The 21141-nt window shown below is 69.7% G+C and carries 19 protein-coding genes; 11 read left to right on the top strand and 8 right to left on the bottom strand.

Annotated elements, in window-relative coordinates:
- The 3 genes from LQ566_RS08305 to LQ566_RS08295 all read left to right on the top strand — a co-directional run bounded on the left by LQ566_RS08305 (nt 1) and on the right by LQ566_RS08295 (nt 6063).
- Nucleotides 1-2118: an alpha-galactosidase gene (locus LQ566_RS08305; protein WP_231091146.1), complete on the top strand. Its 2118-nt coding sequence runs from the start codon at nt 1-3 to the stop codon at nt 2116-2118.
- 133 nt (nt 2119-2251) lie between these two features.
- Nucleotides 2252-5179, top strand: a complete 2928-nt coding sequence (locus tag LQ566_RS08300) for a DUF5107 domain-containing protein (RefSeq protein ID WP_231091145.1) — start codon at nt 2252-2254, stop codon at nt 5177-5179.
- On the top strand, nt 5176-6063 hold the full coding sequence (locus LQ566_RS08295; RefSeq protein WP_231091144.1) for a DUF4380 domain-containing protein: 888 nt from the start codon (nt 5176-5178) through the stop codon (nt 6061-6063). Before LQ566_RS08300 ends, LQ566_RS08295 begins: the two co-directional genes overlap by 4 nt.
- Here the strand turns inward: LQ566_RS08295 and LQ566_RS08290 are convergent.
- From LQ566_RS08290 to LQ566_RS08280, 3 genes are read right to left on the bottom strand one after another with little or no spacing between them, the layout of a single operon-like run.
- On the bottom strand, nt 6032-6994 hold the full coding sequence (locus LQ566_RS08290; protein ID WP_231091143.1) for a methyltransferase family protein: 963 nt from the start codon (nt 6992-6994) through the stop codon (nt 6032-6034). The two genes, LQ566_RS08295 and LQ566_RS08290, sit on opposite strands and share 32 nt — an antisense overlap.
- Nucleotides 6995-6996: 2 nt before the next feature.
- Entirely contained in the window at nt 6997-7881 is an 885-nt protein-coding gene (locus LQ566_RS08285; RefSeq protein WP_231091142.1) for a Cof-type HAD-IIB family hydrolase, read from the bottom strand.
- 43 nt (nt 7882-7924) lie between these two features.
- On the bottom strand, nt 7925-8833 hold the full coding sequence (locus LQ566_RS08280) for a LysR family transcriptional regulator (RefSeq protein ID WP_231091141.1): 909 nt from the start codon (nt 8831-8833) through the stop codon (nt 7925-7927).
- Between the two features lie 147 nt (nt 8834-8980).
- Between LQ566_RS08280 and LQ566_RS08275 the strand changes: the two genes are divergently transcribed.
- From LQ566_RS08275 to LQ566_RS08255, 5 genes are all read left to right on the top strand, one after another.
- Nucleotides 8981-10135, top strand: a complete 1155-nt coding sequence (locus LQ566_RS08275) for a tyramine oxidase subunit B (RefSeq protein ID WP_231091140.1) — start codon at nt 8981-8983, stop codon at nt 10133-10135.
- A gap of 2 nt (nt 10136-10137) precedes the next feature.
- Nucleotides 10138-11331: an FAD-dependent oxidoreductase gene (locus LQ566_RS08270; RefSeq protein ID WP_231091139.1), complete on the top strand. Its 1194-nt coding sequence runs from the start codon at nt 10138-10140 to the stop codon at nt 11329-11331.
- The gene (locus tag LQ566_RS08265) at nt 11331-12554 is read left to right on the top strand and encodes an allantoate amidohydrolase (protein ID WP_231091138.1); all 1224 of its coding nucleotides are present in this window, start codon (nt 11331-11333) and stop codon (nt 12552-12554) included. Before LQ566_RS08270 ends, LQ566_RS08265 begins: the two co-directional genes overlap by 1 nt.
- A gap of 61 nt (nt 12555-12615) precedes the next feature.
- The gene (locus LQ566_RS08260) at nt 12616-13887 is read left to right on the top strand and encodes an ammonium transporter (RefSeq protein ID WP_231091137.1); all 1272 of its coding nucleotides are present in this window, start codon (nt 12616-12618) and stop codon (nt 13885-13887) included.
- A 28-nt stretch (nt 13888-13915) separates the two neighbouring features.
- A complete protein-coding gene (locus LQ566_RS08255) occupies nt 13916-14257 on the top strand; it encodes a P-II family nitrogen regulator (protein ID WP_231091136.1) in 342 nt (113 codons plus the stop codon).
- 97 nt (nt 14258-14354) lie between these two features.
- Here the strand turns inward: LQ566_RS08255 and LQ566_RS17645 are convergent, their stop codons facing one another.
- The 3 genes from LQ566_RS17645 to LQ566_RS08240 are packed head-to-tail and all read right to left on the bottom strand — an operon-like array spanning nt 14355 to nt 17231.
- Nucleotides 14355-15155: a siderophore-interacting protein gene (locus LQ566_RS17645; protein WP_231091135.1), complete on the bottom strand. Its 801-nt coding sequence runs from the start codon at nt 15153-15155 to the stop codon at nt 14355-14357.
- Entirely contained in the window at nt 15148-16185 is a 1038-nt protein-coding gene (locus LQ566_RS08245) for a FecCD family ABC transporter permease (RefSeq protein ID WP_231091134.1), read from the bottom strand. Before LQ566_RS08245 ends, LQ566_RS17645 begins: the two co-directional genes overlap by 8 nt.
- A complete protein-coding gene (locus tag LQ566_RS08240) occupies nt 16182-17231 on the bottom strand; it encodes a FecCD family ABC transporter permease (RefSeq protein ID WP_231091133.1) in 1050 nt (349 codons plus the stop codon). The genes LQ566_RS08245 and LQ566_RS08240 overlap by 4 nt, the downstream gene beginning before the upstream one ends.
- 40 nt (nt 17232-17271) lie before the next feature.
- Between LQ566_RS08240 and LQ566_RS08235 the strand changes: the two genes are divergently transcribed.
- On the top strand, nt 17272-18225 hold the full coding sequence (locus tag LQ566_RS08235; protein WP_231091132.1) for an ABC transporter substrate-binding protein: 954 nt from the start codon (nt 17272-17274) through the stop codon (nt 18223-18225).
- Between the two features lie 60 nt (nt 18226-18285).
- Nucleotides 18286-19068 carry an ABC transporter ATP-binding protein gene (locus LQ566_RS08230; protein ID WP_231091131.1) on the top strand — a complete coding sequence of 261 codons (783 nt, stop codon included), beginning with the start codon at nt 18286-18288 and terminating at the stop codon, nt 19066-19068.
- Between the two features lie 42 nt (nt 19069-19110).
- Here LQ566_RS08230 and LQ566_RS08225 read toward each other — a convergent pair whose 3' ends face one another.
- Both LQ566_RS08225 and LQ566_RS08220 read right to left on the bottom strand, forming a co-directional pair.
- The gene (locus LQ566_RS08225; RefSeq protein ID WP_231091130.1) at nt 19111-19746 is read right to left on the bottom strand and encodes a DUF6461 domain-containing protein; all 636 of its coding nucleotides are present in this window, start codon (nt 19744-19746) and stop codon (nt 19111-19113) included.
- A gap of 66 nt (nt 19747-19812) precedes the next feature.
- Nucleotides 19813-20493: an Abi family protein gene (locus LQ566_RS08220; RefSeq protein ID WP_231091129.1), complete on the bottom strand. Its 681-nt coding sequence runs from the start codon at nt 20491-20493 to the stop codon at nt 19813-19815.
- A gap of 191 nt (nt 20494-20684) precedes the next feature.
- Here LQ566_RS08220 and trxA point away from each other — a divergent pair, with 191 nt between their 5' ends.
- Entirely contained in the window at nt 20685-21071 is a 387-nt protein-coding gene (gene trxA, locus LQ566_RS08215) for a thioredoxin (protein WP_231091128.1), read from the top strand.
- The last annotated feature ends 70 nt before the right edge of the window (nt 21072-21141 follow it).

Genomic DNA, 21141 nt, shown 5'->3' with positions numbered 1-21141 from the left:
ATGCCGCAGTGGCACCTGCGCACCCGCCGCACATCGTACGTGCTCAGCACGACTCCGGACGCGTCCGGTGCGGTGTCCGACTACTGGGGCCCCGCGCTCGCGGACGGGGAGGACCCCGAACCCTGGTCAGAGCCCGACCGCTTCGTGGGCTATGCGGCCGACGCGGACGCTCAGCCGCTCGAGTACGCCAGCGACGGTCAGCGCCACACCGCCTTCAGCGAGCTGCTCGTCGACCGTGGCGATGCCCGTACCGGCGCGCGGTGGGAGCTGCATGGGACGCCGCAGTGGAACTCGGGCCCGCAGGGTGACGAACTGGAGCTGGCGTTCCGGGACGAGACGGGAACGCTGGAGCTGTACCTGGGCTATCGCAGCTCTCGCGAGCACGATGTGATCCGCCGATGGATACGCGTCGCGAACCGCGGTTCCGGCACCGTCACCCTGCCACGGGCGTTCTCCGCGGCCTGGAACGCCCCGGTGGGCCAGCACGTGCGCATCGACTATCTGGCGGGGTCGTGGGCGCGGGAGTTCCAGCAACGCAGCACCGAGGTGCACTGGGGTACCTTCAGCATCGGCAGCAGGCAGGGTGTCACAGGAATGAGCTTCAGCCCGGTGGTGTGCGTGAGCGCGCTGCCGGACGACGACGATGTCGCGACACGGTCGGGCACTCACGTCTACGGCGTGGCGCTGGACTGGAGCGGATCGTGGCGGCTGCAGGTGGAATCGGCCGCGGTCGGCTCGCATGCGCGGGTGTCGACAGGCGTGGACGACGACGTCACCACGATCACCCTGCTTCCCGGCGAGGAGTTCCGCACCCCCGACAGCCTGGGAGTTCACGCCGCCGGGATGACCGAGCTCCCCTCACGATGGCACGAGTTCCAGCGAGGGCTGGCACGAGAGCGCGGTCCGCGGACGCAACCGGTCGTCTACAACTCGTGGATGGCCACCACCTTCGACGTGGACATCGCCCAGCAGCTGGAGCTGGCACGCCGGGCGGCGGCGATCGGGGTGGAGACCTTCGTGCTGGATGATGGCTGGTTCCGCGGGCGCACGTCCGATCGTGCGGGTCTCGGCGATTGGCAACCCGATCCGGCCAAGTTCCCGCGGGGCCTCAGCGAGCTGGCGGACGGCGTCGAAGCGCTGGGCATGAGGTTCGGGCTGTGGGTCGAGCCCGAATGCGTGAATCCCGACTCCGATCTGTTCCGCGCTCACCCCGACTGGGTCTACCGCGCCGAGGGGCGTCCGCTGCTGACGATCCGCAATCAGTACGTGCTCGATCTCGGGCGCGAGGAGGTCGCGCTGTGGGTGATGGCCACCCTCCGGGAGCTGCTGTCCTCGGCGCCGATCGGCTATCTCAAGTGGGACATGAACCGGCCGGTGACCGATGGCGGGCGTCCCGGCGACCCGCACGGGCGGGAGTGGAGCGTGCAGCACACGCGGAACTACTACCGAGTGATGGACATGCTGCGTGCGGAGTTCCCCGACGTCGTCGTCGAGGCGTGCGCGTCGGGAGGAGCCCGCATCGACAATGCGGTGCTGCAGCGCTCCGACGTGGTGTGGACCAGTGATCAGGTGGGTCCGCGCGACCGGCTGGTGATTCAGCACGGATTCCTCAGCGCCTACCCGTCGTGGACGATGAGCTCCTGGGTGGCGGAGGACGATGGCCATCGCGATCGTGAGGCGGCGTCGCTCGGCTACCGGTTCGCGGTGGCGATGTGTGGCGTCCTGGGTATCGGGCTGGACCTCTCCCGGACATCCGACGAGGATCTCGACGAGTGCCGTCGCAGGATCACCGCCTATCGGGGAATCCGCGACATCATCCTCGCGGGCCACGTGCGTACGCACGGCGATCCGCGTCGAGGGCTGTACAGCGTGGAGTACTCGACGGATTCCCGGACGGTGCTGTTCGTGTTCGACCGGGACCGTGACCGGACCCGGGATCGCGACGCGGCGCGGGTGTACCCGGCGGGGCTCCGCGCTCGTACCCGCTACAGCGTGCTCGACGGGTACGGGCGAGCGACCGGCACGCGGATCACGGCGGAGGAGGCCGTTGTTCGCGGAGTGCCGGTGGCCTTCACGTGGGCGCCGGACGCCGACATCCTCATCCTCGACGCCAACTGACGATGATCGTCCAGGTGCGCGAATAGGTCCGCTGCAATTTCAGTGCACTATGCGCGTTGAGATCAGTGAAAAGTCCAGGCGCATCAGACGTTCGGCCATTCAGCCGGGCGGGCGGCGCTCCTAGCGTATGAGCATGCAACCTGACATCCGCATCGACCCCTACCGCACCGAGCCGCCCGCGCATCTGCGCGCGCAGCTCGAACGGGGCGAGGTGATCGCCTGGGAGGACGAGGTGGTGCTGCCCACCTATCTGCCCGATGCCCCGTCGCACCTGCCGATGTTCCTGGACCAGCGGGTCTATCAGGGCTCTTCGGGGCGGGTCTACCCGCTGCCGTTCATCGAGGGCGTTGCCCGGGACAGTGCGGAGCGTGCATGGCGCGTGGTGCACCTGGAGAACGCGTACCTGCACGTGACCGTGCTGCCCGAGCTGGGCGGGCGGATCGCCACCGGTTTCGACAAGACCACCGGATACGACTTCCTGTACCGCAATGACGTCATCAAACCCGCGCTCGTGGGACTCACCGGGCCATGGATCAGCGGGGGGATCGAGTTCAACTGGCCGCAGCATCACCGACCTGCCACCTTCCTGCCGGTGCAGTTCTCCATCGAGGAAGGTGCCGACGGATCGCGGACGGTGTGGTGCTCCGATCACGATCCGTTCACCCGCATGGCCGAGGCACACGGCATCCGGCTGCACCGGGACACCACGGCGATCGAGATCGCCGTGCAGATGCACAACCGCACCCCGCTGAAGCAGACCTTCCTGTGGTGGGCGAACGCCGCGGTGCGTGTGCACGAGGACTACCAGTCCTTCTTCCCGCAGGACGTGCACTACGTGGCAGATCACGCGCGTCGGGCGATCACCGCCTTCCCTGCGGCGGATCGTCCGTACTACGGCGTCGACTATCCGGCGCGGGGCCGCGAATGCCCGGGCGCCGACCGTATCGACTGGTACCGCAACATCCCGGCTCCCACCTCGTACATGGTCGTCGATACCGAGGAGTCGTTCTTCGGTGGCTACGATCACGCGGCCGGCGCCGGCATCGTGCACTGGGCGGATCGGCGAATCTCTCCCGGCAAGAAGCAGTGGACGTGGGGGAACTCGCCGTTCGGCCACGCATGGGATGCGCACCTCACCGACGACGGTGGACCCTACGTCGAGCTGATGGCCGGCGTGTTCACCGACAACCAGCCGGACTTCGCCTGGCTCATGCCCGGCGAGACCAAGCGCTTCGAACAGTTCTGGTACCCGATCCCCGCCATCGGTCCCGCACATGCGGCGACCCCGCGGGGTGCGCTGAACGTGGACGCGTCCGGCGACGACCTCGTCGTCTCCTGCGCCGTGACTTCTCCCGCAACCATCGTGCTGCAGGTGCTTGACGCCGGCTCGGTCGCCGCCGAGGAGCGCGGGCACCTGACACCCGGTGACGTCATGCAGGTCCGTGCGGCGAGCACCGGCGCCGATGTGCGAGTGCTGGCGCGTGATGATGCCGGCGAGGTCATCGCCGAGTGGCGTCCCGCCACGGGAGAGCCGGTGGAGCCGTGGGTGGCCACCGCGCCCGCGTCGGCGGAGGAGATCGCCAGCGTGGACGAGCTCTACCTGACCGGACTGCATCTGGAGCAGTACCGTCATCCCACACGCCGCGCCGAGACCTACTGGAACGAGGCGCTGCGTCGTGACCCGGACGACGCCCGCACCAATCTGGCGCTCGCCGAGCTGCTCCTGCGGCGCGGGTCGTATGGGGAGGCGCGCGATCACGCCGCGCGCGCCATCCGTCGTCTCACCGCGCGCAACGAACGGCTGCGCGATACCGAGCCCTACTACCTGATGGGGCTGATCTGCGAACGGCTGCGGGATGACGATGCGGCCCTGGACTGGTTCGCGCGCGCCGGCTGGGACGTCACCTGGGCCGCCGCCGCGGGGCTACGGGCAGCGCGGATCGCCCTGCGACGCGGCGATCTTCGCGGCGCGCTGGCCGATGCCGAGGCGCTCGCGGTCACGCGTGCGGACGATGCCGCGCTGGCCGCCGTGCGCGCCGTCGCGCTGCGGGGGCTCGGTGACGACGAAGGAGCCGAGGACGTCATCGCTCGCGCCGTGCGCGTCGCTCGCGGCGACGTGCTGCTGTCGTTCCTGACGGACGGCGCCGTGCCGGACGATGCGTGCCTCCGGCTCGATCTCGGGCTGGACCTGCGCGATCTCGGACTCCTCGATGATGCTGTCACCGTTCTTCGGGCGGCCACCGCGCCGGCCCCCACCAGCGCAGGAAACCCGGCGCCCGTGGCCTGGTACGTGCTGGCCGAGGTGCTCGACGACCGCGGTGACGTGCCCGGAGCCGCCGAAGCCCGTCGTCAGGCGCGAAGCGCGGACAACCGGTGGTGCTTCCCCGCGGGGCTGGATGCGCACGACGCCCTGCTCAGCGCCCTCGCCGCGGACCCGGCCGATCCGGTGGCGGGCGAGCTGCTGGGAATGCTGCTGTACGACGCCCATCGCCGAAGCGAGGCCGTAAACCGGTGGCGTGACGCGGCACGGCTCGGCGATGGCGCTCGTCTTCACCGCAACCTGGGCCTCGGGCTGTTCGAGGTGGAGCACGACCTCGCCGGTGCCTGGGCGCACTACCTCCGCGCGGCGGAGACGGACCCCCGGGATGCGCGTCTGCTGTTCGAGCTGGATCAGCTCGCCGCCCGCCTCGGGCACGCGGTGAGCGAGCGGCTCGATCGGCTCCGAGCGCGGATCGATGTGGTCGAGACGCGCGATGATCTGACGGTCGAGTACGCCCGTCTCCTCACCGCCGCGGGAGATCCGGGTGGCGCGCTGGAGCTGCTGGAGAGTCACCTGTTCCAGCCCTGGGAGGGCGGCGAAGGGCGCACTCTCGCGGCCTGGGATGAGGCACGTGCCGCTCAGGGCCTCACGCTCGCGGATCCCCCCGCCAGCCTCGGTGAAGCGCGTCCGCAGGTGACCGCGCCGGTGGCTCAGCACGAGGACGGCAGCACGGACTACTTCGCCACCAGCCTTCCCGATGTCCTGCTGTTCACCTACGACCCCCGTGCCGAGCACGCATGACCCTGCTCCTGGTGCTTCGCTCCGGCGACCTCGTCGCTACGGTGGCCCCCGAACTCGGCGGACGCATCCTCTCCCTCACGCGGGAGGGGAGTGAGGTGCTGTGGCGCAACACCGACCTCCTCGGTCCCGATCTGCAGCCACGCGCAGCGGTGCCATCCGAGCCCGCGGCCGGTTTCGGTGACTGGCGGAACTGGGGCGGGGACAAGTCCTGGGTGGCACCGCAGGGGTGGGAGGGGCCGGAGCAGTGGCATGGTCCGCCGGACCCGACGTTCGACGGCGGGGCGTTCGCGGTCAGCGACGAGCACGCGGATGCCGTCGGCCTGGTGAGCGGCGACGACCCTGCCACGGGGCTCAGGATGCGGCGGGACATCGCCCTGCACGGTGACGGTGTGACCGTGCAGACCACGCTCACCAACGTCAGCGCGGTGAGACGCAGGTGGGCGGCCTGGGAGGTGGTGCAGCTGCCCATCGACGACGATGACCTGCGCTCCGGCTCGGTACGCGTGTGCACGTCGAACACGCGACCACCACGTGTGCTGCGTCGTCTGGTCGGCGACCTGCCGGTCTCGGTCAGCGATGGGTTCACCGAGGTCTCGATCGCGGAAGCGGTGGGCAAACTCGGATTCCCCGACTACGACGGGTGGATCGAGTACCGCCGGGCCTCGGGAACCGGGCTGCGCCTGTCGAGCGCGCTCCACACCGGCTCCCACCCGGACGACAGTCCGGCGCAGCTGTGGATGCAGACCCCGGTGCCGCAGCCGATCGCCGAGCTGGGCGGGTTCCATGCCACGGCGGCGCTGCTGGAGCTGGAACTGCTGAGCCCGCTGGTCGAGCTCGCTCCGGGGGAGAGCGTCACCCTCGCGGTGCGCTGGACCCTGTTCTGACTCCACTTCGGCGCAGGCGCGGGAACCAGCAGTTGACACTGTCGCGATAGCGGCGGAAGGGCTCACCGAAACGTGCTTCCAGATCCGCCTCCTCGCCGGGACGCACCAGCCAGTTCCAGATGAGAGCGCCGGCCAGCGCATACAGCACCACGAGCCAGGACCCGAGGATGAGTCCGGAGGCCACGCCCTGGCCGATGCCTGCCACGGCCATCGGATTGCGCACGACGCGGTAGGGTCCGACGACCACCAGATCGCGAGCGGCGGCAGCGGGCAGCGGAGTCCCCTCGCCGAGGGACGCCATCACGGCCGCCGACCACAGCCCGACCGGAGCCGCGGCGGCGAACAGGACGACACCGGCGATGCGGACCCAGCCGGGGACGGGAAGATCCAGTCGCCAGCGCTCCTCGATGAAGCGGATCGCGATCGGCACCAGCCAGAGCAGCACCGCCCAGAACACCACGATCTGGGCCGCCGTGTTGAGGAGGTGGTGCCGCGCGCCGGTGCCGCGTGCGGGCCGGATGCGAAACGGCCCCTGGAAGATCCACTCCGCCGGCACCCGGTTCAGCAGCAGGACGACGCCCGCGGCCACCGATCCGGCGCTGGCGGCGACCATGAGGAGGGCGCCCCATCCGGCCTGCGTGGTGAGAGTCGCATACAGCGCCATGCCCGCGGTGACCAGCAGCGTCCACGGCGTGATGATCCAGGCGCTCCAGCGCGGACCGCATACGGCGAGCAGCGATCCGCCCACGAACAGCGGAATGTCCGCCAGCGCGATCAGCCCGGCATCGAGATCGCCGAGCGTCGCCGCGCGCACCGGCGGGATCGTGAACACAGCGATCCACCACAGCGCGCCCGCCAGGGCCTGAACGGCGAAGTAGCCGCGCGCCCACCGCGCGTCGATCATCGACACGTCGAAGCGGCGGACGCCCACCCTCAGAGGCCGAACCGCGTGCGCCAGTGGCGCAGGAACGCGGCGCCCGCTTCGTCGTGGATGAGGTCCCCCTCCACGATCACGCGATAGGGCTTGTCGAGCACGCCGTCCGACGGGCGCACGTCCACGTGCGCCACCTCGAATCCGTCGGCGTGCAGCTGGTCGGCCATCTTGTAGTCGGAGCGGGAATCGCCCACCGAGCGCCAGGTGCGCGGCAGGGGTCCACGCTCGGCGAAGTGCTCCAGGGCGCGAACGGCGCCGCGGTCCTTGTCCAGCAGAACCGACTCGATGTCGGTGGAGATGACGGTGGGGTCCACCCGGAACGGTACGGCGCCCGTGTTGTCGGCCTGCTCCCGCTCGCCGTAGCGCAGGCCGACGCCGCGGCCGGTCAGCAGTGCGTAGGCGTCGTTCTGGAACGCCGACTGCGCGGCGTAGTACCGGGCGGAATCGACGTCGGTGCGCTGCTCGACCGAGATCATGGCGCGCTTGGTCTCATCGAAGAACATCGTGTCGCCGTAGGTGCCCTCGGCGAGCTCGCGGATGGCGGCGATGTCCGCGGGGCGGAAGGCAACCGACTCGTCGACCGTGATCTCACCGAGCCCGTTCTCGTCGATGGGCGCCCACACCGCGCCCTTCTCGAACACCCCGAACATCCGGGCGCCGGGAACGCGCAGCGCGTCGGCCAGGCCATGCGCCATCAGCGGCGCCACCACCTGGGCATCGATGAAGGCGTCGGAGCGTCCGGTGACGAAGGCGATGGGAACGCCCGCGGCGGTGAGCGCAATCAGGTCGTCGATGATGGTCGGGATTGCGATGGTGCGGCTGACCGGCGAGGCGATGGGGCCGTCCACGTCGAGCAGGAGTCCGAGATCGGGTGCGTCACTCACGCTCCCACCCTAGAGGTTGCCGATGCGCGATCTCTCGCGGGGGTCACGCCGCGGACACGAGCGCCGCCGCCGTGCGCAGACAGCCGATGAACGCGTGGCGAGCGGCGTCCTCGTCTTCGCTCTCGCGCCAGGCCGCCAGCAGGCGCGTGGTCGGGGACCCCGTGATCGGCACCACGGTGATCGAGGGCGGTGCGAGCTGGCGCACCGACTCCGGGAGGATGCTGGCGCCCACGCCGGCCGCGACGAAGGCCAGAGCGGTCTCCTGGTGCACCACCTCCTCCACCACGCGCATGGCGCCGGCGGCGATCCCCAGGGTGTCGTCGACGCGCGCCACGAACCCCGCCATGAGCGTGCGGGGGTACGAGATCATGGGCACGTCGAGCACCTCGGACACGCTCACCTCGGCGCGGACGGTGAGCGGATGATCGCGCGGCAGGCACATCACCAGTCGCTCCTCGAACACCACCTCGGTCGCCAGCACGGGACCGGAGACGGTGCGGGGAAGATCATCACGGACGATTCCGATGTCCAGGGTGCCATCGCGCAGCCGCTCGAACTGCTCCCCGGAGGTCAGCGGGAACAGCGAGAGGGAGACGCGCGGGCGTTCGGCCCGGAAGCGACGCGTGACCTCCGGCAGAACCGTGTAGTTGGCGGAGCTGACGAATCCGACCGCCAGTTGCCCCGCCATTCCGTCGACGAAGTCGCGCATCTCGGCGCGGACGCCGTCGACCTCATCGATGATCCGTCGCGCGCGCTCCTGCAGGTGACGCCCGGCGGGAGTGAGGGTGACGCGCCGCGTGCTGCGCTCGAAGAGCGGGACGCCCACCTCCTGTTCCAGCCGGCCCACCTGGACGCTCAGCGGAGGCTGTGACATGTGCAGTCGGCGAGCTGCCCTCCCGAAGTGGAGCTCGTCGGCCACCGCGAGGAAGTAGCGCAGCTGACGGAGTTCCATGCCGGCACGATACGCGCCTCGTATTACCGAGACGTTTCGGGGCGATTGCGAGCAAAACGCTATCAATCGGTGCTGGAAAAGGTATTTGACCGGGGGTTGTTCCGGCGGTTTCGCTGAGGGGGAAGGACTCGATGAAAGGCCGCCACCATGACCGCACAGACCGCTGCTGACACCCGGATCGACATGCTCTACCTGAGCGAACCCGAGGTCATCGCCGCCGGGGTGAAAGACATGGACCGCTGCATGGAGGTGATGGAGGAGGTGCTCATCCTGGTCGCGAACGGCGACTACCGGATGGCGGGCAACTCCGCCAACTCCCACGGAGCCCAGATCAGCTTCCCGCAGTCCTCCCCGTTCCCCACCATGCCGCTGGATGCCGCCGACCGACGGTTCATGGCGATGGCGGCCTATCTCGGCGGGCGCTTCGACACCGCCGGCGTCAAATGGTACGGCTCGAACGTCGACAATCGCGAGCGGGGACTGCCGCGCTCGATCCACCTCATCGTGCTGAACGACAAGGAGACCGGCGCGCCGTTCGCCATCATGTCGGGCAACCTGGAGAGCGCCTACCGCACGGCGGCGGTCCCCGGCGCGGCAGCGAAGAAGCTCGCTCCGGTGAACGCCACCTCGCTCGGCATCATCGGTCCCGGTGCCATGAACAAGAGCGCGCTGCACGCGATGACGGCCGCGCGGCCCACGCTGCACACCATCCGCATCAACGGCCGCCGCCGCTCCACGGCGGAGGCCTTCGCCGACTACGTGCGCGAGCACTACCCGCAGTTCACGACGATCGAGATCGCCGACACCGTGGAGGCCGCGGTGCGCGACAGCGACATTGTGTCCGAAGCCGTGACAGGGCTCGTCGGATCGGAGAACTACCCCTACATCGACGGCGACTGGATCAAGCCGGGAGCATTCCTCAGCCTCCCCGCGAACCTGCGCATGGACAAGGAGTACACCCTGTCCGGCAAGGCGCGGCTGATCGCCGACGCGAAGAAGATCTACGAGGCGTGGGCCGAGGAGTATCCGTCGCCGTCACATGAGACCGCTTTCGGCATGATCGGGCTGTACTGGCAGGACCTGATCGATGCAGGCGAGCTCGACGAGTCCCGGGTCGTGAACATCGGCGACGTCTTCCAGGGCACGGCCGCCGGTCGCGAGTTCCCGGAACAGCCCGTGCTGTTCAGCGTCGGGGGAATGGGCGTCGAGGACGTCGCGTGGGCGAAGACGGTTTACGAGAACGCCCTTGAGCTCGGCATCGGCACCCAGCTCAACCTCTGGAACACGCCGGATCTGGCCTGATCATGCACGGTTCTGTTTCCGCCCGCGCGGAATCCGCCACCTACGCGGTCATCGGCGCAGGCCTCACCGGGGCCTCGGCCGCCTGGCGACTGGCTCAGTCGGGTGCCGATGTCATCGTGCTGGAGCGCGACGTCCCGGCGTCGCCAGCGGGCAGCTCCCACGGGTCCGCGCGCATCTTCCGCTACGGATACCGGGATCCGTTCTACGCCGGCCTCGTGGTGACGGCGCGTCGCTCCTGGGACGAGCTGGAGGCCGCGAGCGGCCGCCGCCTCATCACGCCCAGTGGTGCTCTGGACTTCGGGACGGTGCGCGATCCGCGTGGCCTCGCCGGCGTCCTGGACGACGTCGGCGTGGAACACGAGTTGCTCGCTCGCGACGAGGCCGCGTCACGCTGGCCGCACCTGGACTTCGACACCGACGTGCTGTGGCACCCCGGCGCTGGCGTGATCGACGCCGAGGAGTCGGTGCTCGCGATGCTCGAGCTCGCGACGGCCGCCGGCGCGCAGGTGCGCACGGGCTGGGAGGTGGTCTCGGTGGCGCATCGCGGCGGCGGGTACGTGCTCACCTCGGCCACCGGGGAGACGCTGTACGTCGAACAGGTCATCGTGGCCGCCGGCGGGTGGCTGCCCGCCCTGCTGCGAGACCTCGATCTGCCGAGCACCTTCGCCCGGTCCCTCCCGGAATTCGAGGTACGCCAGGAGAACGCCTTTCACTTCCCCTACCGTGCGCTCGCGGACCAGGGGGAGCCGGCACCCGGGGAGTCCACGTCCTGGCCCACCTTCATCTACAAAGGCGAGAGCATCCAGACCTATGGCCTCCCGGGTGGCCGGGACGCGCACTTTCGCGGACAGAAGGTCGCGGAGTACAACGGCGGCAGGCGGATCGTGTCCGCCTATGCGCAGGACGGCGTCGTCGACCCGGCGAACCGGGCGCGTGTCGCCCGTTTCGTCGCGGCCTTCGCGCCGGGTCTGGTCGCGGAGCCGTACGCGGAGACCACGTGCCTGTTCACCAATGTCCCGCGCGACGACATGATCATCGACCGCGCGGCCGGCATCACGGTGGTGTCGCCGTGCTCGGGGCAGGGAGCGAAGTTCGCGCCGCTGTTGGGTGAGATCGTGTACGACCTCGTCACGGGCAGGGCGTCCGTGAGCGAGCGCTTCCGCGCGACCGGTCAGCGATTCGCGGCGGTGGTGTGATGACGACACACGCCGACGCCAACGCCCTCCTCGCCGAGATCGCCGTCATCGGCGTCGACGCCGAGCGTGGCGGATACTCCCGCCCGGTGTTCTCGGAGGCAGAGCGGGAACTGCGCTCGTGGTTCCGCCGCCACGCCGAGCAGCGCGGGCTGGCGGTGGAAACCGACGGCAACGGGATCCTCTGGGCGTGGTGGGATGTCGAGGGCTGCGACCGCACGGACGTCATCGTCACCGGATCGCACCTGGACTCCGTGCCCGGCGGCGGCAACTTCGACGGCCCGCTGGGTGTTGCCAGCGCCCTCGCCGCCGTGGACCTGCTGCGCGAGCGCGCTGTGGAGCCATCGCGGCCGCTTGCCGTCGCCGTCTTTCCCGAGGAAGAGGGGTCGCGGTTCGGCGTGGCCTGCCTCGGCTCCCGTCTTCTCTCCGGCGCGATCACTCCGGAGCGGGTGCGCGCGCTGACAGACGGATCAGGTCGTGACTATGCGTCGGTGTCCGCAGAGGCGGGCCTCGATCCGCGTGCCCTGGGCGCCGACTCCGCTCGCCTCGCCGCGATCTCGGCCTTCGTCGAGCTGCACGTCGAACAGGGGCGCGGGCTCATCGACCTCGATCAGCCCGTCGCGCTGGCCGGCACGATCATCGCCCACGGCCGCTGGCATGTGCGCGTCGAGGGGCGCGGCGACCACGCCGGTGCCACCCGCATGGCGGACCGGCAGGATCCCGTGGTCGTCGCGGCCGAGACGATTCGCGCCCTGCGGGTGCACACGCTCGTCATCGACGATGCCCGGGGGACAGTGGGGCGGATCGCGGTGACCCCCGGCGGAACCAACGTGATCGCGTCCGCGGTCGATCTGTGGATGGACGTGCGTCATCGCGAGGAGGACGCCGTGCGGCGCATCGTCAGCGAGGTCAGCGCCGCCACCGAACGCGCCGCCGACGCCGAGGGCTGCATCGTCACCGTGACGGAGCAGTCCTTCTCACCCACGGTCGCCTTCGACCCCGCCCTGCGCGATCGCATGCAGGGCGTCCTTCCCGAAGCTCCCGTACTCGACACGGGTGCGGGCCATGATGCCGGTGTGCTCGCGGAGGTCATCCCCACCGGGATGATCTTCGTCCGCAACCCCACCGGGTCTTCGCACACCCCCGCGGAGACCGCCGAGGCGGCAGATGTCACGGCGGGCGTCGCGGCGCTCACCGCCGTGCTTCAGGACCTGCTCACCTCATGACACCCGCCCGGAGCGCCCGAACGCTCCCGGGCCACCCGACTCGCCTCACGAAAGGAACGACATGGACATCACCTCACAGGTGAATACCGGCTGGATGCTCACCGCAACCGTCGCCGTGACGCTCATGCTCCCCGGACTCGCGCTCTACTACGGCGGGCTCTCCCGCACCAAGAACATCCTGAACACCATGATGATCGTGCTCGGCGGCTTCGCCGTCACCGCGGTGCTCTGGGTGCTGTTCGGCTACGGTCTGACGCTCGGGAACTCGATCGGCGGCGCCGGCCTCCTGGGGGATCCCACCGACCTGTTCGGCATCCAGTCGCTGCTCGGCGCCGAGACACCGGAGGGTGCCGTCCCCGCCATCCTCATCGCCGTGTTCCAGCTCATCTTCTCCGGTCTCACGGTCGGGATCATTGGCGGCGCGGTCGAGGGCCGCATGAAGTTCTCGGCCTGGCTCATCTTCTCCGGCCTCTGGGCCACCCTGGTGTACTTCCCGGTGGCGCACTGGGTGTTCGCGTTCGACTCCGCCGACGGATCGACCACGGGTGGCTGGATCGCCAACGGGCTGCACGCCATCGACTTCGCCGGCGGCACGGCGGTGCACATGAACGCGGGTGTGGCGGCCCTCGTGCTCGCGTTCTTCCTCGGCAAGCGCCGGGACTTCCCGCACGTCGGCCGGCCGGGCAACCTCCCGATCGCGGTAGTGGGCGCCGGGCTCCTGCTGGTGGGCTGGTACGGGTTCAACGGCGGGTCGTCGGGAGGCATCAACGACAGTGCCGGCGTCGCCGTGACCAACACGCTGATCGCGGCCTGCGCCGGACTCCTCGGCTGGATCGTGATCGAGCGCATCGTCCGCAAGGCGGCCACCTCCCTCGGCGCCATCTCCGGCGTCCTCGGTGGCCTGGTCGGCATCACCCCCGCGGCGAACTCCGTCTCACCGGGGGGTGCGGTCATCATCGGCCTCCTCGCCGGAGTCGTGGCCTTCGCAGCCCTGGGGCTCAAGGAGAAGCTGGGATACGACGACGCCCTGGACGCGGTGGCGATCCACATGTTCCCCGGCATCTTCGGAACCCTCGCCATCGGGTTCCTCGCCGACCCGGCATCTCCCGCCGGCGCCACCGGCATCTTCTTCGGTGGCGACTGGAGTCTGCTCGGCACGCAGGCGCTCGCGATCGTCGCCGTGTTCGCGTACACATTCATCGTGACGGCTCTCATCGCCTGGCTGCTGAAGATCACGGTGGGGCTCCGCGTCAGCAAGAGCACGGAACGCGCGGGTCTGGACACCACGCTGCACGCCGAGACCGCCTACGACCTGGACGACGTGCGCTCCTGAGCGCCGCGACCGAGACAAGGACACGATCATGAAGCTCATCACCGCAGTTCTGCAGCCGAGTGCGCTGGAGCCGGTTCGCACAGCGCTCGCGGAGGTCGGGATCACCGGAATGACGATCTACGACGCGAAGGGACACGGCGCACAGGCCGGAAAGGTGGAGGTGTACCGCTCTCAGCGGGTGCGCGTCGACTTCCTCCCCAAGATCTCGCTGGAGATCGTCGTCGCCGATGAGGAGGTGGACGCCGCCGTCACAGCGATCCAGGACGCAGCCCGCACGGGCGCCATCGGCGACGGGAAGATCTGGGTCACCGACGTGCTGCAGGTCATCCGCGTCCGCACCGGAGAGACCGGACCCACCGCGATCCGCTAGCTCCTCCCGTTGCCCGCGAGGCTTCTGCCTGGGGCGAGAATCGCTTCGCGCGGTTCTCGCCCCCCGAGGTCTCGCGGGGTATTCGTGTGCGGGTCGGTCAGAGGCGGGCTTCCCCCAGGCGCCAGTACCCGGAGAAGGTGATCCGGTCCTTCCCGACGCCGTGCTCCACGAGCAGGCGGCGGATCTCCTGCACCGCCAGACGTTCGCCGCAGACCCAGGCGTAGTCGATCCGGTCGGCGAGTTGCGCCTCGCGCACCGCGGCCACGAGGCGATCGCCTGGCCGCGCGTCGCCGCGGAGGACCCACGCGACATCCCCGGCCAATGACTGGATGTCGTCGGGGTCGCCGATCTCGACGAATACGCGGGTGTCATCGCATGACGTGTCCTCGAGGATCCGCGCGATGGCAGGCAGTGCGGTCTCATCGCCCACGATGACGCGCGTGCGCGCCTGCGGCAGTGCGGCATACAAGGCGGTGCATTCGCGGACGCCGAGCACCGAGCCGGCCCGAGCGCGCAGGGCGAATCGCGTGCCGGGGCCCTCGTCCCCGTGCACCACGAAGTCCACATCGATCTCCTGCTGCTCCGGCCGGTGTTCGCGCAGCGTGTACCAGCGCAGGTCGGGCCTCTCGTGGTCGGGGATGTCCGCCACAGCGGCGCGGATGTTCTCGCCGCCCTCCGGGGGAAGGCGCAACGGCGCAGCCTCATCGCGCGGCATCAGGAGCCCGAGGTATTCGTCCGGACCGATCGGCGCGTAGTCGGCGAACTCCGCCGCCGTGAGCGTGAGGCGACGCATGTGCGGGGTGAGCTGGCGGGTCCGCGTCACGGTGGCGGGGAAGACGCGCGCGCCGATGCGGCGGGGCCGCTGCGGGGCGCGGGCGGTGCGGGTGGGATCAGTCACGACGGGCTCCTTCTCTGAACAGCAGCCACAGGAAGAACCCGCCGCCGAGGGTGATGGTGACCGCGCCGACGGGGATCGGGGCGGGGAAGGCGTAGAGGGCGAGCAGGTCGCTGGCCAGCAGGAGCACGGCGCCGGTGAGCCCGGCGACGATCAGGCTTGTCCGACCGCACAGCAGGCGTGCGATGTGCGGCGCGACGAGTGCGACGAAAGACACGGGGCCCGCCGTGGCCACGGCGATCGCGACCAGCAGGGTGGCGCAGCTCAGCAGCACCCATCGTGCACGTGTGAGCCGCACACCCAGCGCGGTGGCCAGCTGGTCGCCGAGCGGCATCATCCTCACGGCGGGCGCCGTGGTCGCGATGATCGGGACCAGCACCACCAGGGTCGCGGCGGCCGGGAGCAGATCCGACCAGCCGCGACCCTGGAGCGAGCCGACGAGCCAGGTCTGTGCGGTCGTCGCACTGGCGACGAAGACCTGTGTGAGCACGTAGTCGACCACGGCCATCGCGATCGCCGAGAGTGCGACGCCGGTGAGGACGAGCTGCACCCCGTGCAGACCCGATCGCGCGGTGAGCAGCATGATGACGCCCGCCATGACGACCGCACCCACGATCGCCCCGAGGGCAGCCTGGTCGATCGACCCGCCCCACACGAGGAACACCGTGACGGCACCCACCGATGCGCCGCTGCTGATGCCGATCACGTCGGGGCTGGCCAGCGGATTGTGGGTGAGGGTCTGGAAGACGGCGCCCGCGACGGCCAGGCAGATGCCCACCACGATGGCCACCAGAGCGCGGGGGAGCCGGCGGCCCAGTACGAAGAAGCCGTCGAGGCGCGCGGGCGGATCGCCGAGGAGGGTGCGCACCAGCGCCTCCGGCGTCACCACGTACTCGCCCACCATGAGCGCGGTGACGCAGAGCGCCATCAGCAGCAGACCCATCGCCACGGCGCACAGTAGTGCGCGCCTGCTGGCGCGCACCGACCAGCGCCGCCGCGTCAGAACGAGGTCGTCGGGCAACAGTGCGGTCATGACAGCCCCGCCCGTCGTCGGCCCACGACGAAGGCGATCAGCAGCGGCGCACCCACGAAGGCCATCACGATCCCGACCTGCACCTCGGCGCCGCGCCCGATGAGCCGCCCCACGGTGTCGGCGAGCAGGAGCAAGGCCGGTGCGACCACGAGTGCGAGCGGCATGACCGCGCGCAGGTCGGGGCCGACCACGCGTCGCAGCAGGTGCGGCACCACGAGGCCCAGGAACGAGATCGGGCCTGCGATGGCCGTTGCGGTCCCGCACAGCACCGTGACGGCGATGAGCCCGAGAGCCCGCACCAGTCCGGGGCGGACGCCCAGGGCGATGGCGCTGTCATCGCCCAGCGACATCAGGTTGAGCACCGGTGCCAGCAGCAGGGCCAGGACGGCACCGACGATGACGAATGCGACCAGCCCCAGCACCTCCTCCGCGGGACGCGCTGTGAGCGAGCCCACCCGCCAGAAGCGGAACACGTCGAGAATGCGCTCGTCGGTGAGGACCAGCGCCTGGGTGGCACCTCCCAGGATGGCCGAGAATGCCACTCCGGCCAGGACGAGACGTACGGGGGACGCTGCCGCGAAGCGGGAACCGGAGAACCAGAAGATCACGGCCGATGCTGCAGCGGCACCGGCCAGTGCCAGCCACACCGTGCCGCCGACGCCGAGGGTGCCGAACATCGCGAGCCCCGCCACGACGCCGAAGGACGCCCCGGCGTTCACGCCGAGCATTCCCGGGTCCGCGATCGGATTGCGGGTGAGTGCCTGCATCAAGACTCCCGCGGCGCCGAGGGCCACGCCGCACAGCAGGCCGGTGATGGTGCGTGACACGCGCAGCTCGCCCACGATGTTGAGGACGTTCTCATCCCCGGTGCCGACGAGCGAGCGCACCACCTCGTCGAACGGGATGAAGCGGGCGCCCACCGCCAGGCTGAGCACGATGGCGACTGCGAGGAGAATGATGCTGAGAAGCGTCGCCGGCCATGGCCAACGCAGCCCGGTGCGATCACCGGCCTCGGCGCGCCTGCTGATCAGGGACGAAGAGCTCATATTTGGTTAGCCTATCCAAACCTTCATAGGATGAAGTCCCATGAAGACAATCACCCTGCGCCGCCTTCGAACCTCCACCGTGCTCGCCGGCATCGCCGCACTCGCCCTGCTGGCCGCCGGTTGCAGTGCCCCCGCGTCGGGCCAGCCCGAAAAAGCCGAGGCGACGACGACGGGGTACACCGTCACGCACGCGATGGGGGAGGAGGAGTTCGACCAGGTGCCCGAGCGCATCGTCGTGCTCGACTCGCCGCCGCTGGATGCGCTGGTCGCCCTCGGGATCACGCCCGTCGGCGCGCCGGAGATCGGTGCGGGTCGCGGCTTCCCCGCCTATCTCGCCGACGAGCTGAGCACCACCGAGCCGGTGGGATACATCGCCGAGCCCGACATCGACGCCATCGCCAACCTCGCCCCCGACCTGATCATCGGCTCCAAGGTGCGCCACGAGGCCCTCTACGAGGAGTTGTCGGCGATCGCTCCCACCGTCTTCTCGGAGGACACCGGCACCAACTGGACCGAGCAGGCAGAGCTCACCGCCGCCGCCGTCAACCAGACGAAGGAGATGGATCAGCTCATCGCCGGTGTCCAGGAGCGCGCGAAGAGCGTCGGCGAGACCGTCGGTGCGGCGGGCAAGACCGCCTCGATCGTGCGATTCCGCTCCGACAACTTCCGTTTGTACGGCCCGGGAACCTTCTCCGGCACCCTGCTCACCGACATGGGCTTCGACCTCGGCGCCGATCGCGACTGGAACGAATACTCCATGATGGAGCTCAGCCCCGAGCTGTACGAGCAGATCGACGGCGACGTCGTGTTCTACACGAGCCCGGGCGGCGACCCCGCCGCCACCACCGAGCAGAAGATCACCGGCCTCTGGGGCGGGCTGCCGGCGGTCAGTGCGGGCAACGCGCACTCCGTTGACGATGACACCTGGATGGTCGGCATCGGTGTGGTGGGTGCCGGACTCGTCATCGATCAGGTCGAGAAGCTGCTCGGCTGACCCGCTGTTCCGCCCGTGTGCGCGATACCGCGCTCACGGGCGGCCTTCCCGAAGGAGATCATGTCCTCATCCGTTCCCGCGCTCGAGGCCCGGAACCTGGTGGTCGCCTACGACCAGCGCATCGCGATCGACGGCATGGACCTCGAGCTGCCCGCCGGTGCTTTCACCGTGATTCTCGGGCCGAACGCCTCGGGGAAGTCCACCGCGCTGCGGGCGCTGGCCCGCGTTCTGAAACCCGCCGCCGGGCAGGTGCTGTTCGACGGGCGGGCGCTCGCGGAGTACGGCACGAAGGAGCTGGCCCGCCGCATGGGCCTCCTCCCGCAGGACGCCATCGCACCCGACGGCATGCGCGTCGCCGATCTGATCTCCCGCGGACGCTATCCGCACCACACCCCGCTGCAGCGCTGGACGGCGGCGGATGCCGTGGCCGTGCGGGAGGCGATGACGGCCACGCGCACGGCGGAGCTCTCCGAGCGCGCCGTCGATGAGCTCTCCGGCGGTCAGCGTCAGCGGGTGTGGGTGGCGCTGCTGCTGGCACAGCAGGCCCCCGTGATGCTCCTGGACGAGCCGACGACGTTCCTCGACATCGCGCACCAGTTCGAGCTGCTCGATCTGCTGCGCACGCTGAACGGCGAGGGCAAGACCGTGATCGCGGTCCTCCACGACCTCAACCAGGCGGCCCGGTACGCGGATCACCTCGTCCTCATGAAAGAGGGACAGGTGGTGGCCACCGGCTCTCCCGCCGAGCTGATGACCGCGGATCGTATCCGCGAGGTGTTCGGCATCGACTCCGTCGTGATCCCCGATCCGGTCACCGGCACCCCGCTGGTGGTGAGGCGCTGAGGCGCCGGCGCACGCTGGTGCCGCGCCCCCATCGACGTGACCTCAGCGATCGGCGGGGAGCGGGATGAGTGCTGTCCTCATCGAGCCCTCAACCATGCTGACCGTCACGGGGACTCCGCTCAGCCGCTCGGCGAAGGCGAACACTCCGGAGGCGAGGTGCGCCAGGAACTCCGCGTCGGCCGCTTCGTCGCCGTGTGCCGGGGTGTCCTCGAGGCGGAGTCCGCACTCGATCGCTTGCGGACGCCAGTGCGCCGGCACCGGGACCGCCTCGGTTGCGAGCAAAGGCTCCATGTCCAGCGCCATCACGCCGTCCGACCAGCAGGTGAGGCGATCCAGCGCGTTGACATTCGTGAAGTGCGAGACGATCGTCGTGCCTCGCGACAGCGGGCGCATGAGAGCATCCAGGGTGCCGAGATAGCCGTTGTGCTCCATCATGAGGGTGGCCGCCGGCGTCTCGATGAAACCGGCGAGCATGGTGGGACGACCCGCCAGCTCCGCGTTCCACTCCTCATCCGCCCGCGCGGCCAGCCCCTCGATCCCGATGGCCGATTGTCGCTCGGCGCCGCCCAGGGACTCGATGATCTCCGTGGCCCCTCGATCGCGGATCACGGCAAGGCAATAGGCGTCGCCGAGGAAGAAGTCGTCCATCCAGGCGTAGTCGCTCGGGAGTGCGGTCATCGCAACATCGTAGATGTGCGCCGCCTGACACAGCGAGGCATCGACCCCCCGCGTGGGGGTTCTTCGTCAGTGCATCCGCGCGAGGGTCTCGGTGACGCGCGAGGTGGCCAGAACGTGCGCGTGCGCCTCGGGAGCCAGAGTCCGCAGGCACTCCAGCATCGCCTGATGCGTCGTCGGGACGTCGATCGTCGAGGGCAGAAGCGGCTCGTGATGCGCGATGCGGTTGCGCAGGGTGTTGATCGCGGCGATGTCGCGATCGATCAGGCGGCGGGAGGTCCGGCGCGGATAGGCGCGGTGAAGGTAGGGAACCCACACCGTCTTCTCCATCGCCGCAGTGGTCAGCTGACGCCAGAACCCGAACGACAGCTCCGCGATCACCTTGCCGGGGGTCGCACGCCCGTAGCCGCTTCGGGCGATCGCCTCGTCCACGCTCTTGCGGTTCGCCTCGTTGACGTCGGTTCCGCGTTTGATGCCGTTGATCTCGCGGGTGCGCCAGATCGGGGTGACCGCGGGGGAGTCGGGATGCAGCAGCCAGTGGGTGGGGTGCGGCCAGGACTGCATGATGGCCGCATCGTAGGCGTTGCGCAGCGCGACCTCGAAGTGCGAGATGTCGTGCATGATGACGTGCGAGAGCTCTGCGTTCCACTCGTACAGTCGCAGCGCCGCGCTGCGATCACCGGAGCATTCATCGACGTAGCGCTGGAAGCGCGGCCCGCTCAGCCAGGAGTCGATCCAGAGGTCGGACATGCAGCCATCGTCGCTCACCGGCGATGAGGGCCGAAGGCCCCTGTGGACAGAGCAGAGCCCCGGCGACGTGGTCGAGATCCAGCGGTCCACTCGGGGCTTGTCCCGTCATCGTAGACCACTCGCGTGCACGGCGCAGGGGATCCACAGACGGAATCGGCCCGCCGGCCTCGCCGACCGCGTAGCGTGGGAGCATGGCGACCAAGGACCTGACCCTCTCCGACTTCGAGTCGACGGTGAACGACAACGAGATCGTGCTCGTCGACTTCTGGGCATCGTGGTGCGGTCCGTGCCGCATGTTCGCGCCCATCTACGACAAGGCCTCCGAGGCGCACCCCGACGTGGTGTTCGGCAAGGTCGACACCGAGGCCGAGCAGCAGCTCGCCGCCGGGTTCCAGATCACCTCGATCCCGACACTGATGGCCTTCCGCGACAACATCCTCGTCTTCGCGCAGCCCGGAGCACTGCCCGAGCCTGCGCTCGAGCAGGTCATCACCGCAGTGAAGGGTCTCGACATGGACGACGTCCGCCGCCAGATCGCCGAGCAGGAGGCCGGGACCGCCGACGGGGCACAGGTCTGATCTTTCTCCGAGAGCGGATGAACGCCGCGCGGATGGCTCCTGCGCGGCGTTCCCCTTTCCCCGGTGGCCG

Origin of the sequence: Microbacterium nymphoidis, from assembly GCF_021044885.1 — a bacterium.
Taxonomy (GTDB): domain Bacteria; phylum Actinomycetota; class Actinomycetes; order Actinomycetales; family Microbacteriaceae; genus Microbacterium; species Microbacterium nymphoidis.
The sequence above is the reverse complement of the archived record's forward strand: the minus strand, read 5'-3'. Positions and strand labels throughout refer to the sequence as shown.

Bases quoted from the DNA above. Each gene is read 5' to 3' on its own strand.
- LQ566_RS08245 (WP_231091134.1), bottom strand. From the start codon at position 16,185: ATGACCGCACTGTTGCCCGACGACCTCGTTCTGACGCGGCGGCGCTGG.
- trxA (WP_231091128.1), top strand. From the start codon at position 20,685: ATGGCGACCAAGGACCTGACCCTCTCCGACTTCGAGTCGACGGTGAAC.
- LQ566_RS08305 (WP_231091146.1), top strand. From the start codon at position 1: ATGCCGCAGTGGCACCTGCGCACCCGCCGCACATCGTACGTGCTCAGC.
- LQ566_RS08240 (WP_231091133.1), bottom strand. From the start codon at position 17,231: ATGAGCTCTTCGTCCCTGATCAGCAGGCGCGCCGAGGCCGGTGATCGC.
- LQ566_RS08225 (WP_231091130.1), bottom strand. From the start codon at position 19,746: ATGACCGCACTCCCGAGCGACTACGCCTGGATGGACGACTTCTTCCTC.
- LQ566_RS08235 (WP_231091132.1), top strand. From the start codon at position 17,272: ATGAAGACAATCACCCTGCGCCGCCTTCGAACCTCCACCGTGCTCGCC.
- LQ566_RS08255 (WP_231091136.1), top strand. From the start codon at position 13,916: ATGAAGCTCATCACCGCAGTTCTGCAGCCGAGTGCGCTGGAGCCGGTT.
- LQ566_RS08280 (WP_231091141.1), bottom strand. From the start codon at position 8,833: ATGGAACTCCGTCAGCTGCGCTACTTCCTCGCGGTGGCCGACGAGCTC.
- LQ566_RS08300 (WP_231091145.1), top strand. From the start codon at position 2,252: ATGCAACCTGACATCCGCATCGACCCCTACCGCACCGAGCCGCCCGCG.
- LQ566_RS08220 (WP_231091129.1), bottom strand. From the start codon at position 20,493: ATGTCCGACCTCTGGATCGACTCCTGGCTGAGCGGGCCGCGCTTCCAG.
- LQ566_RS08275 (WP_231091140.1), top strand. From the start codon at position 8,981: ATGACCGCACAGACCGCTGCTGACACCCGGATCGACATGCTCTACCTG.
- LQ566_RS08260 (WP_231091137.1), top strand. From the start codon at position 12,616: ATGGACATCACCTCACAGGTGAATACCGGCTGGATGCTCACCGCAACC.
- LQ566_RS08265 (WP_231091138.1), top strand. From the start codon at position 11,331: ATGACGACACACGCCGACGCCAACGCCCTCCTCGCCGAGATCGCCGTC.
- LQ566_RS08295 (WP_231091144.1), top strand. From the start codon at position 5,176: ATGACCCTGCTCCTGGTGCTTCGCTCCGGCGACCTCGTCGCTACGGTG.
- LQ566_RS08230 (WP_231091131.1), top strand. From the start codon at position 18,286: ATGTCCTCATCCGTTCCCGCGCTCGAGGCCCGGAACCTGGTGGTCGCC.
- LQ566_RS08270 (WP_231091139.1), top strand. From the start codon at position 10,138: ATGCACGGTTCTGTTTCCGCCCGCGCGGAATCCGCCACCTACGCGGTC.